This is a genomic window from Nonomuraea sp. NPDC005692 (assembly GCF_040631115.1).
GTDB lineage: Bacteria > Actinomycetota > Actinomycetes > Streptosporangiales > Streptosporangiaceae > Nonomuraea.
This window is the reverse complement of sequence record NZ_JBEXYU010000002.1, coordinates 124,743-139,561: the sequence shown is the minus strand read 5'-3', so window position 1 is coordinate 139,561 and position 14,819 is coordinate 124,743. Positions and strand designations below refer to the sequence as shown.

Below are 14,819 nucleotides of genomic sequence, written 5' to 3'. Positions count from 1 at the left end.
ATGGCGAGCCTGCTGCGCGGGCACCGGACCGGGCGCAGTACCGTGGCTGGATGTGGACCAGCGCACCCTCCTGATCACCCTGACCGGCCCCGACCGGCCCGGTGTCACCTCCAGGCTCTTCTCCGTGCTGTCCGGGTTCCCGGTGACGGTCGCGGACATCGAACAGGTCGTCATCCGCGGCAGGCTCACGCTCGGCGTGCTCGTCGCGTACGCCGGCGGCCCGTCCACCGGCACGGGCACCACCCTCGGCGCGATGTGGACCGCCGTCGAACGGGTGGCCGAAGACCTCGGCATGGAGGTCGAGCTCTCCACCGGCTCCCAGGCCAAGGAACAGCGCCGCCGCGGCCGCCTGTCGGTCAGCGTGCTGGGCGCCACCCTCCAGCCCGCCGCCATCGCGGGCATCGCCGGCCGCATCGCCGCCGCCGGCGCCAACATCGACCGCATCGAACGCCTCGCCCAGTGGCCCGTCACCTGCATCGAGCTGTCGGTCTCCGGCGCCAACCCGACCGCCCTGCGCGTCGAGCTGGCCGCCGAGGCCGCCGCCCAGGAGGTCGACGTCGCCGTCCAGCGCACCGGCCTGTCCCGCCGGGCCAAGCGGCTCATCGTCATGGACGTCGACTCCACCCTCATCCAGGGCGAGGTCATCGAGCTGCTGGCCGCGCACGCCGGCTGCCTCGACGAGGTCGCCCGGGTCACCGAACAGGCCATGCGCGGCGAGCTCGACTTCGCCGAGTCGCTGCGCCGCCGGGTCGCGCTGCTCGAAGGGCTGCCGGCCGAGGTGTTCGAGCAGGTGCGCCAGGAGGTCGTGCTCACCCCGGGCGCCCGCACCCTCGTCCGTACGCTCAAGCGCCTCGACTACCGCTTCGCCATCGTCAGCGGCGGCTTCACCCAGATCACCGACGCCCTGGTCGAGGAGCTGGGCATCGACTACTCGGCGGCGAACGTCCTGGAGGTCATCGACGGGAAGCTCACCGGGCGGGTCGTCGGCGAGATCGTCGACCGGCCGGGCAAGGCGCGCGCGCTGGAGCGGTTCGCCAAAGAGGCCAGGCTGCCCATCTCCCAGACGGTGGCCATCGGCGACGGCGCCAACGACCTCGACATGATCGCCGCGGCCGGGCTGGGCATCGCCTTCAACGCCAAGCCCGTCGTCCGGCAGGCGGCCGACACCGCGGTCAACACGCCCTACCTCGACTCGATCCTCTACCTCCTCGGCATCTCCAGGGACGAGGTCGAGGCCGCCGACGCCGAGGACGGCGTACTCACGTCCTGAACCGGGCGGTGACCTCGGCGGCCAGGTCGAGCGCGTCCTTGCAGAGCGACCTGAGCGCCGGATGGGCGGTCACCGCGTGCCGCAGCCGCCTGCGCACGGCCGTGCCCTCCCCCGCCGCCGCCTCCTCCATCAGCGAGCTGACCTCCCGCGCCACCTCGTCGAGCTGCGACTCGAACGCGTCGGCGGCGGGCGGCGGCTCGCGCTCCCGTACGGCCTGCCCCACGGCGTCCAGCCGGTCGGCCACCGCGTCGAGCACGCCGGCGGTGGCGTCCGAACCGGGCTCGGCCCCGCGCAGCACGGCGCCGAGCAGGATCGCGTCGTCCCTCAGCTTCCTGGCCAGCGTCAGCGCGGCCCGCAGCTCGGCCGGCGCCCGGCCGCCCGGCTCCTTGTCCAGCTTGTCCAGCGACTCGCGCAGCCGGTCGGCCGCGGTCCCTGCCGACTCCGTACGGTCGGGCAGCCGGTCCAGGTCGCCCTCGGCCAGCGCGCGGACGAGGTGGGCGTGCTCGCGCAGCAGCTCGGCGGCCAGGCCGCGCAGCCGTCCCGCCTGGCCGCGCGGCCACAGCAGCCGGGCCGCCGCCAGCGCCAGCACGCCGCCGCCCGCGGTGAGCGCCAGCCTGATCCCCGCCGCCTCCCAGTCGAGCCGGGTCGAGAAGTCGGTGAGCATCATGGCCAGCGGCGTCGCGAAGACCGACCAGTAGCCGTAGCTCACCTCACGCAGGGCGAACCCGAGCGTGCCGAACACCAGCACCGTCCCCACGATCGTGTACGGCCCCGGCACCGCCGCCAGGATCAGCGCCGCCCCGGCGGCCCCCGCCACGGTGCCGGCCACCCGCAGCACCACCCGCTCGACGGTGTCCCCGTAGGTGGGCCGCACCGCCAGCAGCACGGTGAACACGAACCACTTGCCGTACTGCTCGTGCACCCCCAGCATCAGCGCCATCGCCACGGCGGCGGTGAGCCCCAGCCGCCCGGCGTGCTCGGGCCCCGAGCCTCCCGGCGGCGGCTTCCACGGCAGCCGGGGGAACAGCCGGCGGCCCGCCGGAGGCGTTCCAGGCAGCCCGGACAGCCCGGGCAGCAGCCCGCGGCCCGCGGGCGGCACGTGCCGGGCGGCCAGGAGGCCGACCGTGCGCACCCCCACCGCGATCCGGTCCAGGCAGCGCCTGGCCTGCCCGAGCACCGCGCCGCTGCGCAGCGCCGCCGGGTCGCCGCCGGGCTCGCGCGCGTCCAGGCGTTCGGCGTAGTCGGCGGTGACGGCCAGCGCCTTCACCACCCCGGCCCGCCGCCCGTCCGCGGCCTCCCGCAGGTCCGCGGCCAGCGTCGTGGCCACGTCGTCGATGCCGTCCTGCTCATCCGGGGCCGCCGCGCGCAGGGCGCGCAGCGCCACCGTCTCGTGGAAGATCCGGACCAGCGCCTCGACGTACGCGTCGGCGGACCGGCCGGCCGCGTCCATGCTCTCGAACGCCGCCGACGCCGTGGCCGCGGTCTCCAGGGCCTTGGACGCGCGTTCTCTGCGGTCGTCCCAGTCGTCGCCGGCGAGCCCGTCGAGCAGGCCGGCCACGGCGCGGACGGCCTCGCCCAGCGCCGTCGCCAGCGGGTCGAACCGGCGCAACGGCCACAGGGCCAGGGCCAGCACGGCGTACAGGAGGCCGCCGAACACCATCAGCTCGGGCGGCCCGAAACCTGCGGGCACCGCCAGGTAGAAGCCGGTGACCAGGGCGAACGCAGGCGGCGTCCCCACCGTGCGCCACCTGCCGCCCGCCGCGGCGACCGCCCCGAGCGCCAGCACCGCCCACCAGGGCCGGTCCGCCAGGTACAGGCCCAGCCAGCACCCGCCGGCGATCAGCACGATCTTGATGGCCATGGACCGCGCCCGCGCCGCGTACGGCTGCCCGTACGTGTCTCCGAACGCCGTCAGATAGGCCCCGAGTGCCAGGAACGCCCCTGACTGGGGCCTGCCCGCCAGCACCCCGGCCAGCAGCGGCCCGGCCACCGCGAGCCCGCACAGCAACCCGTACCCCCAGGGCGGACGCGCGGGCAGCGAGAAGCCGTCACGCAGCGCTCTGGCGGCCCCCCGCATAGGCGTCGTCCCCGGTCAGTGCTCCTTGGGATCCCAGTGCGTGACCAGGCGTCCCTCCCCCGGCCACAGGTCTACCCACGCCGCCTCCACCTGGATCACCGCGAACGCCCCCGGCCGGAAGCCGTAGTCGCCGCCGCCCAGTTGCAGGGCCAGCTCGTGCACCGCGGGATTGTGCCCGCACAACACGACCGTGCCCAGGTCCGCGTCGGTCCTGCGGAGCAGTTCGAGCAGTTCCTCGGGATATGCCTGGTAGATGTCGCGTTCGTAGCTGATCTCCATGCCCGGGAAGGCCAGCTCGGCGGTGCGCCTGGTCCGCAGCGCCGGTGAGCAGAGCACCGCGTCGGGGCTCAGCCCGGCCGCCCTCATCTCGTGGCCGGCGCGAGCGGCGTCCCGCTCGCCGCGCTCGGTCAGCGGACGTTCGCGGTCGGCCAGACCGGGCACCTGCGCGGCCTTGGCATGGCGGAGCAGTATCAGGGTCCGCATCACGTCATCCCCTCGACGCCCAGAGCCCGAGCCCGATGATCACGCCCAGGATGACCAGCATCGCCAGCAGGATCAGGCCCAGCGTCTTCCCGCCCGAGGGCCGGTTGTCCTCTTCCACCCGCCCAGTTTCCCACCGCACCCCCGCCGTCCCCGCGCCAGCCACCCGCCCGCATGCGAAGACGCCCGCCCCTGGCCGGGACGGGCGTCTCGTCGATCGGTCGTTACGAGGCCACGGGCTCGTGCTCGCGGTCGTTGTTGGCCGGCTGGCTCGTCACCGACCTGCGCTTGGAGACGATGATGGCCGCCACGACCACCGCCACCGCCACCGCCGTGATGCCGACCCGCAGCGCGGCGTTGCCCGCGTACAGGACGACGGCCGGCGCGACCAGCAGCGCCACCAGGTTCATCACCTTGATCAGCGGGTTGATGGCCGGGCCCGCGGTGTCCTTGAACGGGTCGCCGACCGTGTCGCCGATGACCGTGGCGGCGTGGGCCTCGGAACCCTTGCCGCCGTGGTGCCCGTCCTCGACCAGCTTCTTGGCGTTGTCCCAGGCGCCACCGGAGTTGGCCAGGAAGACGGCCATCAGGGTGCCGCAGGCGATCGCGCCGGCCAGGAACGCGCCGAGCGGCGCGTAGCCGAGCGCGAACCCGACCGCGATCGGGGTCATCACCGCCAGCAGGCCGGGCGTGGCCAGCTCGCGGAGCGAGTCGCGGGTGCAGATGTCCACGACGCGGCCGTACTCGGGCTTCTCGGTGCCGTCCATGATGCCCGGCTTGTTGCGGAACTGGTCGCGTACCTCGAAGACCACCCGCATGGCCGCGCGGCCGACCGCCGAGATCGCCAGGCCGGAGAACAGGAACACCACCGCGGCGCCGACGATCAGCCCCACCAGCACGTTGGGCTGGTCGATGCTGAGGCTGAAGGTGGAGAAGGCGCCCAGTGCGGCCTTGATGTCCTGGCCGGCCTTGGAGAGCTGGTCCTCCACCGCCGTGCGGAACGCGCCGAACAGCGCCGTCGCCGCCAGCACGGCCGTGGCGATGGCGATGCCCTTGGTGATGGCCTTGGTGGTGTTGCCGACGGCGTCGAGGCTGGTGAGCACCCGCGCGCCCTCGCCCTCGACGTCGCCCGACATCTCGGCGATGCCCTGGGCGTTGTCGGAGACCGGGCCGAAGGTGTCCATGGAGACGATGACGCCGACCGTGGTCAGCAGGCCGGTGCCGGCCAGGGCCACCGCGAACAGCGCGATCGTGACGTTCCCGAACCCGAGCAGGAACGCCCCGTAGACCGCGCCGCCGATGATCAGCGCCGAGTAGACGGCCGACTCGAGGCCGACGCTGATGCCGGCGAGGATGACGGTGGCCGGCCCGGTGGCCGAGCTCTCGCCGATCTCGCGCACCGGACGGCGGTTGGTCTCGGTGAAGTAGCCGGTCAGCAGCTGGATGGCGCTGGCCAGGACCAGGCCGATCAGCACCGCGCCCACCGCGATCAGGCGCGGGTCGGCGTCGGAGGTGACGGTCGAGCCCGACAGGGCGCCGAAGCTGCTGGGCAGATACCAGAAGGCCGCCGCGGCGACCAGCACCGCGGAGATCCCGGCCGAGATGAAGAAGCTGCGGTTGATCGCCGCCATGCCGCTGCGGTCGCGGTCGCGCAGCCCGGTGACGAAGATGCCGATGATCGCCGTCAGCACGCCGATCATGGGCACGATCAGCGGGAAGATCAGGCCCTGCTCGCCGAAGGCCACCTTGCCCAGGATGAGGCTGGCGACCAGCATGACCGCGTACGACTCGAACAGGTCGGCCGCCATGCCCGCGCAGTCGCCGACGTTGTCACCGACGTTGTCGGCGATCGTCGCGGCGTTGCGCGGGTCGTCCTCGGGGATGCCCTGCTCGACCTTGCCCACCAGGTCGGCGCCGACGTCGGCGGCCTTGGTGAAGATGCCGCCGCCGACTCGCATGAACATCGCCAGCAGCGCCGCCCCGAACCCGAAGCCTTCGAGAACGTGGGGCGCCTCGCCCTGGTAGATGAAGACGACCACGGCCGCACCGAGCAGCCCGAGGCCGACGGTGAACATGCCGGCGACGCCGCCGGTGCGGAAGGCGACGCGCATGGCGCGCTTCTCGCCCGACTCGTTGGCCGCGGCGGCGACACGCACGTTTCCGCGCACCGCCAACCACATGCCCATGAATCCGGTCAATGCGGAGAACACCGCACCGACCACGAAGAAGATCGAGCGACCGACGCGTACGTCCATTTCGCCCGGCAGCAAGAGCAACAGGAAGGGAATGACGATCACGAAGATCGCCAGTGTGCGGAATTGGCGCGTGAGATAGGCAGCCGCGCCTTCCTGCACGGCTCGCGCGATGTTCTGCATGCGTTCGGTGCCCTGGCCGGCGGACAGCACCTCGCGTACGAGGCCGCCGGCGACGGCTAGCGCGATCAGCGCGACCGCGGCTACCACGATCACTATGGTGAGATTGTTACCGCTCAGGGACAGATTGGGCGCTGGCGCCAATGCCAGCATGTGCCTGCTCATCGTTCTCCTCGGCAAGACCGGTCGTCCTGCCCGAACGGTGCTGCGGATTTCTCGGCGGGCGGGTGCGGCACCATCCGGGTTGTGGGTGCCGCTTCCGGTTGAATCCGCGGTTCCGCCGGATCACCTTGGCCGGTGCCGGGAGTCTACGCAGGCACTGAACGGATATGAAGGCTCTCGGGGCGGCTATTTGCGCGGGCGTTCAGTAATCCCCTGACAGCGGGCCGGTTTGAGATCTGACAGGCGAAATTTCCTCAGGTTTACGGGCATGACAACCCCACAAATCGGACCGCCCGAAACCCAGATTTAATCCCCACGACACGCCGACCCATCCCACCCCCGCAGCCCCACCCGCCACCCCACCCTCCGGCACACCCCGTGGCGGCCCATCCAGTCGCCACCTCGGGGCACCCCATCCGCGCCATACGGCCGAACGCCACAACCGCCGAACACGGCTTAATGACACGCCCCCCGGACACGGCCCGGTGACCGGGGGGCAGACGCTACACGGCCAGCAGACACGGCCCCCGGACACGGCCCGGCCGACGGACCCAGTGCACGGCCAGGCAGAGGCGACCCAGTGCACGGCCAGGAAACCGCGGCTCGCCGACCCGCGGCCCGGCGACACGGCCAGCAGATACGGCCCAGTGACACGCCCCCCGGACACGGCCCGGCCGACGCGACCCGGTGACCGGGCCGGACAGACGCGCCCCGGTGACCCGGCCAGGCAGACTCGGCCCGGTGACACGCCCCAGTGACACGGGCCCGCCGGACGCGACCCCATGACACTGCCGGGCGGACGTGGCCCGCCGGACACGACCCGCCCGACACGACCCAGTGCACGGCCGGGCATTCGCGACCCGGTGACACGACCCGGCCGACGCGACCCAGTGACACGACCCAGTGACACGGGCCCGCCGGCCCGCGGCTCGGTGACACGGCCGGCAGATGCGACCCAGTGACACCGCCGCCCGGCGTCTCCCAGTTCCGTGCGCCGCCCCCCGACCTCTCGGTCGGGTGCTGTTCGGGCCCCTGGCCGACACTGCCCCGCCCTCCAGGCCACGTTCATGACAGCCCAGAGCTCCCGCATCCGCCCCAAGGCCCCTACACCGCCTCAAAGCCCCTACGGCGGCCGAGAAGCTGCACCAGCTCAACAACCAAACCCGATGCCTGCCTCTCGGCCTGAGGCTCCCGCGCGGCCCCTTGGATGTCGGTCCTGACAGCCCCATGTGCAGCCGCCATGCCTTCCCTCCAGGCGCCGCCAGCCACTCGCCTCAACCCCATGCCCCCTACCGGCCAGCGCGAGCCCTCTTGACGACCCGGCCGACTATCCCCCGCCCATCCACAGCCTGTGGAAAACTTCCGTCGCCTTCCACAGACATCACTGCGGCGAGCAAGATCACAGGGCGCAGTCGTATCGCTCCGCCAGAACACGCCAGGCAGCCGAGGCCCTGCTTCGCCGCCCTGGCCTTCCGGCCCTCAGTCGCGCCCCTTGCCAGGCGGAGCCTTCGGAGCGAGGTAAGCCTTCAGCCCACGGGCTCAGGCCCTCGCCGCATTGACCTTCGGCATTGGGCGCCGCACGGCACAGCGGTTGAACGCGCGGAAAGCGGGCCCTGGCCTGCTCTGAAGCTCCGTAGGTCTGCGACGTAGAGGCGTGCGACGTAGAGGCGCGCGGCCCTCGCACTGCTTCGACGCCATGCCGGATCCCGCACCGATCGCCCAGAGCCCTGCAGCAGGGCCACGCTGGGCCACACCGGATCCCTCCGGCCGGGCCACACCGGACCTCTGCGGCGCCGAGCCCCTGCACCGGACATCGATGAGCCCTGCATCGGGCCTGGCCAACCTCTTGGCCGGGCCTACGGCGGCCGCGCGCACGCTGCCACTTTCTCGCAGAGCGACGCAGGCCGTCCGGGCATGCCGATAGAACGAGGCACCAGCACCCTCGTCAGGACATGCGGAAACGTGGTGCGACTCGACAGGGAGGAAGGCATGCCACAACCGGACATCCCCTCATCCCCGTCTATCGCCCCTCAACCACACCCGACCAGCTCGAACACGGCCCTTGGGAGACAAGGGACCGATCCAATGCCGTCAGGTCAGGAACCCGCCCCGTTGGAGGCGGGCCAGCTCATCCGGATGTTCGTCCCCTTGGGGCTGGGGAAGACCTCGACGTCATCGGCCAGACCCGAGATGACGGCGATGCCGAAGCCTGACATGAACGAGTCAGAGAGCATGCCCAGATCGAGCGGCTGCTCCTGCTTGATCTCGTCACTGGGGGCCAGATCGCTGACCGTGACCTCGAAACGCCCGGAGTCGTCACGTAGCTCGATGCGGATGGGCTCGCCCGGACAGTGAAGTCGATGCGCCTCGACCGCCCGGGAGCATGCCTCACCCACGGCGAGCCTGACTTCGTCCAGCAGCGATTCCTCCACGCCGGTACGACGGGCGATCGCCGTGGCCACCAGCCGGGCGGTCCGCACATGCGCGGGGAGAGCGCTGAACGTCAGCTCGACGGTAGCCATGCTACTTGTCTTTGCCGTGAGCTTCCTTGGCCTCGTCGACGGAAGCGTAAATCCCGAAGACCTTGGTCAGACCGGTGATGCGGAAGATCTTGAGGATGCGCTCCTGGGTGCACACCAGCTCAAGCGAGCCGTCGTGCGCCCGGACCCTCTTGAGCCCTCCGACGAGCACTCCCAGCCCCGTGGAGTCGAGGAAGTCGACCTTCTCCATGTTCACCAGAAGGTGGAAGTTGCCCTTGTTCACCAGGTCGATGAGGAGCTCACGCAATCTCGGCGCCGTGTAGACATCGATCTCACCCTCGACCTCCACGATGGTGAGTCGGTCTTCGGTGCGGTGATCCAACTTCAGATCCACAGATCCTCCAGCGCCTCGCCTGCGAAAGTACTCTTGCGGGCCTGGCAATCTGGAGCGTGGCCCCAGACTGTCCGACCCTGACGCGCGGCATTCAACCACGCGTCTGGCTTGTGTCTATACGAAATCACGATTCCCGGCGACTTTGCCCATCGATGCAAGACTGGAAACAGTGACTTCCTCGGCATCCTCCCCACAACAGGCAGGTCCACTCCTCGCCCACCTGCTCGGAGTTCCCGCACGTCATGAGCGTGTCACCCATGTGGAGCATGTTCCAGCACGTCAGGCGGGTCAAGCCCGTTGGCCGGAGTGGGCGCCGGAAGTCCTGGTTACGCGCTTGGCGAACCGTGGAGTTACAGGACTCTGGCCTCACCAGCACGAAGCCGCCGACCTGGCTTTCCGTGGCCGAAACGTGATCATCAGTACGGGCACGGCCTCGGGCAAGTCCCTGGCGTACCTCACACCGGCGGTCGCCGCCTGCCTCGACGGCGGCACCGTCCTGTACCTGACGCCGACCAAGGCCCTGGCCGCCGACCAGCTCCGCGGCCTGCGCGAACTGCGCATCACGCAGGTGCGCGCCGCCTGCTTCGACGGCGACACCCCCTTCGAGGAACGTACGTGGGTCCGCCAGCACGCCAACTACGTCCTGACCAATCCGGACATGCTCCACCGCGGCGTCCTGCCCCGCCACGCGCAGTGGTCCTCGTTCTTCCGCCGCCTGCGCATGGTGGTCGTGGACGAGTGCCATGGATACCGCGGCGTCTTCGGCTCGCACGTGGCCCAGATCCTGCGCCGCCTGCGCCGGGTCTGCGCCCGGTACGGCTCACGCCCCACGTTCGTGCTCGCCTCGGCCACGGCGAGCGAGCCCGGCGTGTTCGCCATGAGGCTGACGGGGCTTGAGATGGACGAGGTGACCACGGACGCCTCCCCGAAGGGTTCCACGACCATCGCCCTCTGGGAACCGCCCCTGACGGATCTGCGGGGCGAGGGAGGGGCTCCTGTGCGCCGCACGGCCACCGCGGAGACCGCCGACCTCCTCGCGGACCTGGTCCTGGCGAACGTACGGACGCTCGCGTTCGTACGTTCGCGGCGCGGTGCGGAGACGGTCGCCCTGTCCGCCCGCGCCAAACTCGCCGACGTCGCCTTCTCCGTCACCGCCCCCTGGGCCCCGCAAGCCACGCCGGACTCAGCGCCCTGGCCCCCGCACGACGCCCCCGACGCCACGGGCCCCGAAGCCGACGTGACAGGCGGAGAGATCCAGGACCCGCGCCACTCCACTCCCCCGAGCCCGCTCACCTGGGCAATCCCCGACGACGCCCAAGACCTGGCCGGCCTCCCCGACAAGGTCGCCGCCTACCGCGCCGGCTACCTCGCCGAGGACCGCCGCCTCCTGGAGAAGGCCCTGCGCGCCGGTACCCTCATGGGCCTGGCCACCACGAACGCCCTCGAACTCGGCGTGGACGTCTCGGGCCTGGACGCCGTCCTGATCGCCGGCTGGCCCGGCACCCGCGCCTCCCTCTGGCAGCAGGCCGGCCGGGCGGGACGCGACGGCCAGGACGCGCTCGCCGTGCTCATCGCCAGGGACGACCCCCTGGACACCTACCTCGTCCACCATCCGCAGGCCCTCTTCGGCCGGCCGGTGGAGGCGATCGTCCTGGACCCGGACAACCCGTACGTCCTGGGCCCCCACCTGTGCGCCGCCGCCGCCGAGATCCCGCTGACGGACGACGACCTGCCCGTCTTCGGGACCACCACCCCCGACGTCCTGGAAGACCTGGTCGCCCGGAACCTCCTGAGACGCCGTCCCGCGGGCTGGTTCTGGACCCGCCGCGAACGCGCCACCGACCTCGCCGACATCAGAGGCGGCGGAGGCGCCCCGATCCAGGTGGTCGAGTCGTCGACCGGCCGCCTGCTCGGCAGCGTGGACGAGCCGTCCGCCCACACCACGGTCCACACCGGCGCGGTCTACATCCACCAGGGCGAGACCTTCCTCGTGGAGACCCTCGACCTGGACGCCGGGGTCGCCCTGGTCGAGGCCGCCAATCCCGACTACTCCACGTTCGCCCGCGACATCACCGACATCTCCATCCTCGCCACCCAGCGCTCCCGCCCACTCGGCCCGGGAACGCTGCACTTCGGCGAGGTGGAGGTGACCAGGCAGGTGGTCTCGTACCTGAAAAGACGCCTGCAGTCAGGCGAGATGCTCGGCGACGAACCCCTCGACCTGCCGCCCCGCACCCTCCGCACCCGCGCGGTCTGGTGGACCCTGCCCGCCACGGCGGTCGCGCCGCTCGCGGCGGCGGACATCGACCTCGGCGGCGCCGCACACGCCGCCGAGCACGCCTCGATCGGCCTGCTCCCCCTGTTCGCCACCTGCGACAGATGGGACATCGGCGGCGTCTCCACCGAACTGCACGCCGACACCGGTCTGCTCACCGTCTTCGTGTACGACGGCCACGAAGGCGGCGCGGGCTTCGCCGAACGCGGCTACGCGCGGGCCACCGACTGGCTGACGGCCACGCGTGAGGCGATCGCGTCCTGCGAGTGCGAGCGCGGCTGCCCGTCCTGCATCCAGTCCCCGAAGTGCGGCAACGGCAACGAGCCCCTGCACAAACGCGGCGCGCTCCAGCTCCTGGACATCCTCCTCGCCCCCGGCGCCCCGTCCTAACTGTCGCCCTTCTCCGGCCGGCGCCCCGCATACGCCCGCTCCTCGTCGTCGGAGGCCCAGAAGTCGCCGGCGCCCGGCAGCGGACGCTCCCAGAAGCCGCTGTCCTCCATGCACCTGGGCGACGGAGGCAGGTAGTCGTCCCAACGCTGCTCCAGGGGGGTGGCGGGTGGGACGGTGGGGCCGGTGGCGGGCTCGGGAACGTCCGTGACAGCCGAACTGGGCAATGCGATGCGCGGCGGCTCCTGCCGCGCATCCCGCCCTGCCTTCCCCGCTGCTTCCTGCCGAGCCTCATGATGAACCGACTCCCGTGCTTCCTGGGCCGCACGTAAGTCCTGCACGCTCAGATGGATCGGCAGAGCGACCGGCACCTGCCCCGACGCCCCACCCGGCATCTGAGCCACCCTGGGCTCCGCCTCCCGCCACCCCCGAGCGTTGTACGCCCCCTGAGCCTCCCCCGGCGTCTGCGCCCTCACCGAAGCGTCCGCCGCCCTCACACCCTGCACACGCGCCGTTCCCTGAGCCTCCGCCGCCCTGCTATCCGCGCTTCCGAGAAGCGGATCGGGCGCGGTGGCAGCCCTTCCGAGAGCACGTTGCGGCGTCTCACGCGCCTGCCCCTCCGCCTCGTTCGCCTGTTCGCCGGGCCCCTGCCCGCTCGCAGGGTCGGGCAGCGGGGTCAGGGGGTGCGCCTGGGGAGGTTCCGGCATGCGCGCCCTGGCGACGGCGAGCACCACGGCAGGACGTCGGGACGCTGTCCTGGCTCGCGGAACCTCGTCGGTGTTGTGCTGATCCGCCCCGCTTCCTGCTGATGTGGCGGCACGGCCGGCCGAAGCCGCGACGCTCCCACCACCATTTCCAGCACCGGCGGCCAGCGCGCGTCTCCGAGCCCATGCCCCGGCGTGCGCCGCGAGCAGCAGAAGCAGCAGACCGCCCGTCACATACATCCCGTACTGCCCGATGTTCCCCATCGGCGACTCGTCCGACTGCGCCCTGACGCCGCCCGCCTGGATCGCAGCCGCTTCGGTTTCGTCGTTCGCAGTCTTGTTCGTCCCGGACGGTTCCTGGCGGCCCGTGTCGGCCGTGTCCGGGTTCGGGAGGTTGCCCTTTTCGTCGGTTTCCGGCAGCTCGGGCAGTGCGGAGGTGTGCCTGCGGGTCGTCGTCGGCTTGCGGGTGGGTACGGTCGTGGGCTTGACGTGCTTCTTGGCCGGGAGGGTCGGCAACGGGTCGACCCGCGTCCTGCCATCCGTCTTCGGGGTCTGCTGCTTGTTCGTCTGTTGCCTGGTCGTCTGCTTCTTGGGCTGGGACGCGGCCGGCGCGGGAACCGTGACGTACGCGGCACCCGATTTGCCGGACCCGACCGAGCCACCGTCCCCGTCGCCGCGGAAGGCCTTGACCGTGATGCCCACCCGCCGCCCCGCCGCCTTGGCGGGCACCGCGAGCACGGCCTTGCACGTGGAGCCGGAGCACGCGTTGTCCGCGGACAGCCGGCCCACGACGCCGGACTGACTTGTGGCGACTTCGTAGGACTGAAGATCTGGCTCCGAGCCCTTGCTCCAGGTCACCTCGACCTTGGTGGTGCCCTCCAGGCGCGCGTTCACGTTTCCCGGGGGCTCGGGAGGTCGCCGCAGTTTGAACGTGCTGCCGGCGTATCTGGCTCCCGTGATGTCGCCCTTGAGCGTCACGGTGAAGGTGCCGTTGGGCGCGTTGCCGGCGTCGAACGTACCGGAGATCGTCTGGTTCGCTCCGCCTCCGGCGACCCTCCGGCTCGGCGTGGAGGGGCCTTCGACGTACAGGCCCATCTTGAGCTGCATCAACCCGGTCTGAGCGGAAACCGTCACGGACGACCCCGTGACCACCTGGCCGTCGGTAGGCGATGTGATCTGCCCGGAGGCTCCGGCCTGCCGCGTCACCACAGCCGCCTGCGCCGACCCGCCGAGGACGATCGATCCCGCCACGACCGCCACAGCGGCCACCACTCTGCCAACCACCGTCACGACGATTCCCTCCACGGAGAGCCTCGCGCCGCGTGACCGCCCAGGGGGCGTGCACGCGACGACCGGAAGTGCAGTCCGCCCGGCCGATGCGGTCACCGACCGCTCCCGAATTCGTCCTGTTGGCGACGTTCTGGAAGCGCGCCGTAGATGGCATGAACCGAGGGTAAGCGGAACCTTATGTGACGTAGCGAACTCTTGGACACCGCGTCCAAGAAGTCGTGACTCGATTGCGACATTGCACCGCAACTCACAGAAAGTATCGCGTGTTTGACGGGGATTGCCCAAAACTAACAATAAGCCCCAGCCGAAATGACGGCATTTTCGTCAATCACGCAACTTCAACCTCAGCCTTTTGCGCCACACCTCATGCGAGAACAATCCCGACGACCGTCCCGCGCCCCGCCTCACACTGAAGGCTCCCGCAGGGCTCCCGCTTCACATCGGAACGCCCCTGCGGGCTTCCCCGCAACACTTCACGTCGGGGCGCCCCTGCGGGCCTCCCTCTCACCACTTCGCACTGGAACGCCCCTATGAACGCCCCCGTGACGCTTCACGCTCGATCCACGCCCCCGCAGCGCCTCTCACCTCGGCACGAACCCCGCTATCCGCAGGTCATCCCAGCTTCCCGTCGCTGAACTGTGTGCCATCTCGGCCGCCCACCGGTCTGCGCTGCTCAATCACCGCCGGCGCCCGCACCCGGGCTTCAGCTTGCTCCACCGGGCTCCACGTGAAGCACTGTCGATCAATCCCCGGCGATCCTCACGCCTTGCCGCACAGCCCTTCGAGCGGAAAGCCTCAGCGCGCGAGCCGCCACACCCTGCACCTCACCCCTCCGTTTCGCGCCGCTGACCACGCCACAAGACCCTTACTAATTTTGCTCGCCTGACGGTTTATCAGCTCATCACAGAACAGGGTGACCGGCATTTCG

Annotated in this window: 8 protein-coding genes; 2 read left to right on the top strand and 6 right to left on the bottom strand. The window is 71.1% G+C overall.

Going from position 1 to position 14,819, the window contains the following annotated elements; translation table 11 throughout:
* The first annotated feature begins 52 nt into the window (after positions 1-52).
* Complete coding sequence (gene serB / locus ABZ459_RS05405) at positions 53-1,270, top strand: phosphoserine phosphatase SerB (protein WP_357966193.1); 1,218 nt, start codon at positions 53-55, stop codon at positions 1,268-1,270.
* On the opposite strand, the gene ABZ459_RS05400 is transcribed toward serB, so the two are convergent.
* The 5 genes from ABZ459_RS05400 to ABZ459_RS05380 form a co-directional block, all read right to left on the bottom strand.
* The gene (locus ABZ459_RS05400; RefSeq protein WP_357966190.1) at positions 1,260-3,347 is read right to left on the bottom strand and encodes an FUSC family protein; all 2,088 of its coding nucleotides are present in this window, start codon (positions 3,345-3,347) and stop codon (positions 1,260-1,262) included. The two genes, serB and ABZ459_RS05400, sit on opposite strands and share 11 nt — an antisense overlap.
* A gap of 15 nt (positions 3,348-3,362) precedes the next feature.
* Positions 3,363-3,830 (bottom strand): histidine phosphatase family protein, encoded by a 468-nt coding sequence (locus ABZ459_RS05395; protein WP_357966189.1) that lies wholly within the window; start codon positions 3,828-3,830, stop codon positions 3,363-3,365.
* Positions 3,831-4,051: 221 nt separating this feature from the next.
* On the bottom strand, positions 4,052-6,352 hold the full coding sequence (locus ABZ459_RS05390; RefSeq protein ID WP_357967437.1) for a sodium-translocating pyrophosphatase: 2,301 nt from the start codon (positions 6,350-6,352) through the stop codon (positions 4,052-4,054).
* A gap of 2,105 nt (positions 6,353-8,457) precedes the next feature.
* On the bottom strand, positions 8,458-8,883 hold the full coding sequence (locus ABZ459_RS05385) for an ATP-binding protein (protein ID WP_352357402.1): 426 nt from the start codon (positions 8,881-8,883) through the stop codon (positions 8,458-8,460).
* Position 8,884: 1 nt separating this feature from the next.
* Entirely contained in the window at positions 8,885-9,235 is a 351-nt protein-coding gene (locus ABZ459_RS05380; protein ID WP_043629845.1) for an STAS domain-containing protein, read from the bottom strand.
* 409 nt (positions 9,236-9,644) lie between these two features.
* On the opposite strand from ABZ459_RS05380, the gene ABZ459_RS05375 reads away from it, so the two are divergent.
* Positions 9,645-11,900: a DEAD/DEAH box helicase gene (locus ABZ459_RS05375; RefSeq protein WP_357966187.1), complete on the top strand. Its 2,256-nt coding sequence runs from the start codon at positions 9,645-9,647 to the stop codon at positions 11,898-11,900.
* Here ABZ459_RS05375 and ABZ459_RS05370 read toward each other — a convergent pair.
* Positions 11,897-13,906 (bottom strand): hypothetical protein, encoded by a 2,010-nt coding sequence (locus tag ABZ459_RS05370; protein ID WP_357966185.1) that lies wholly within the window; start codon positions 13,904-13,906, stop codon positions 11,897-11,899. The genes ABZ459_RS05375 and ABZ459_RS05370 overlap by 4 nt on opposite strands.
* Positions 13,907-14,819 lie beyond the last annotated feature (913 nt).

Bases quoted from the DNA above. Each gene is read 5' to 3' on its own strand.
- ABZ459_RS05400 (WP_357966190.1), bottom strand. From the start codon at position 3,347: ATGCGGGGGGCCGCCAGAGCGCTGCGTGACGGCTTCTCGCTGCCCGCG.
- ABZ459_RS05395 (WP_357966189.1), bottom strand. From the start codon at position 3,830: ATGCGGACCCTGATACTGCTCCGCCATGCCAAGGCCGCGCAGGTGCCC.
- ABZ459_RS05390 (WP_357967437.1), bottom strand. From the start codon at position 6,352: ATGCTGGCATTGGCGCCAGCGCCCAATCTGTCCCTGAGCGGTAACAAT.
- ABZ459_RS05385 (WP_352357402.1), bottom strand. From the start codon at position 8,883: ATGGCTACCGTCGAGCTGACGTTCAGCGCTCTCCCCGCGCATGTGCGG.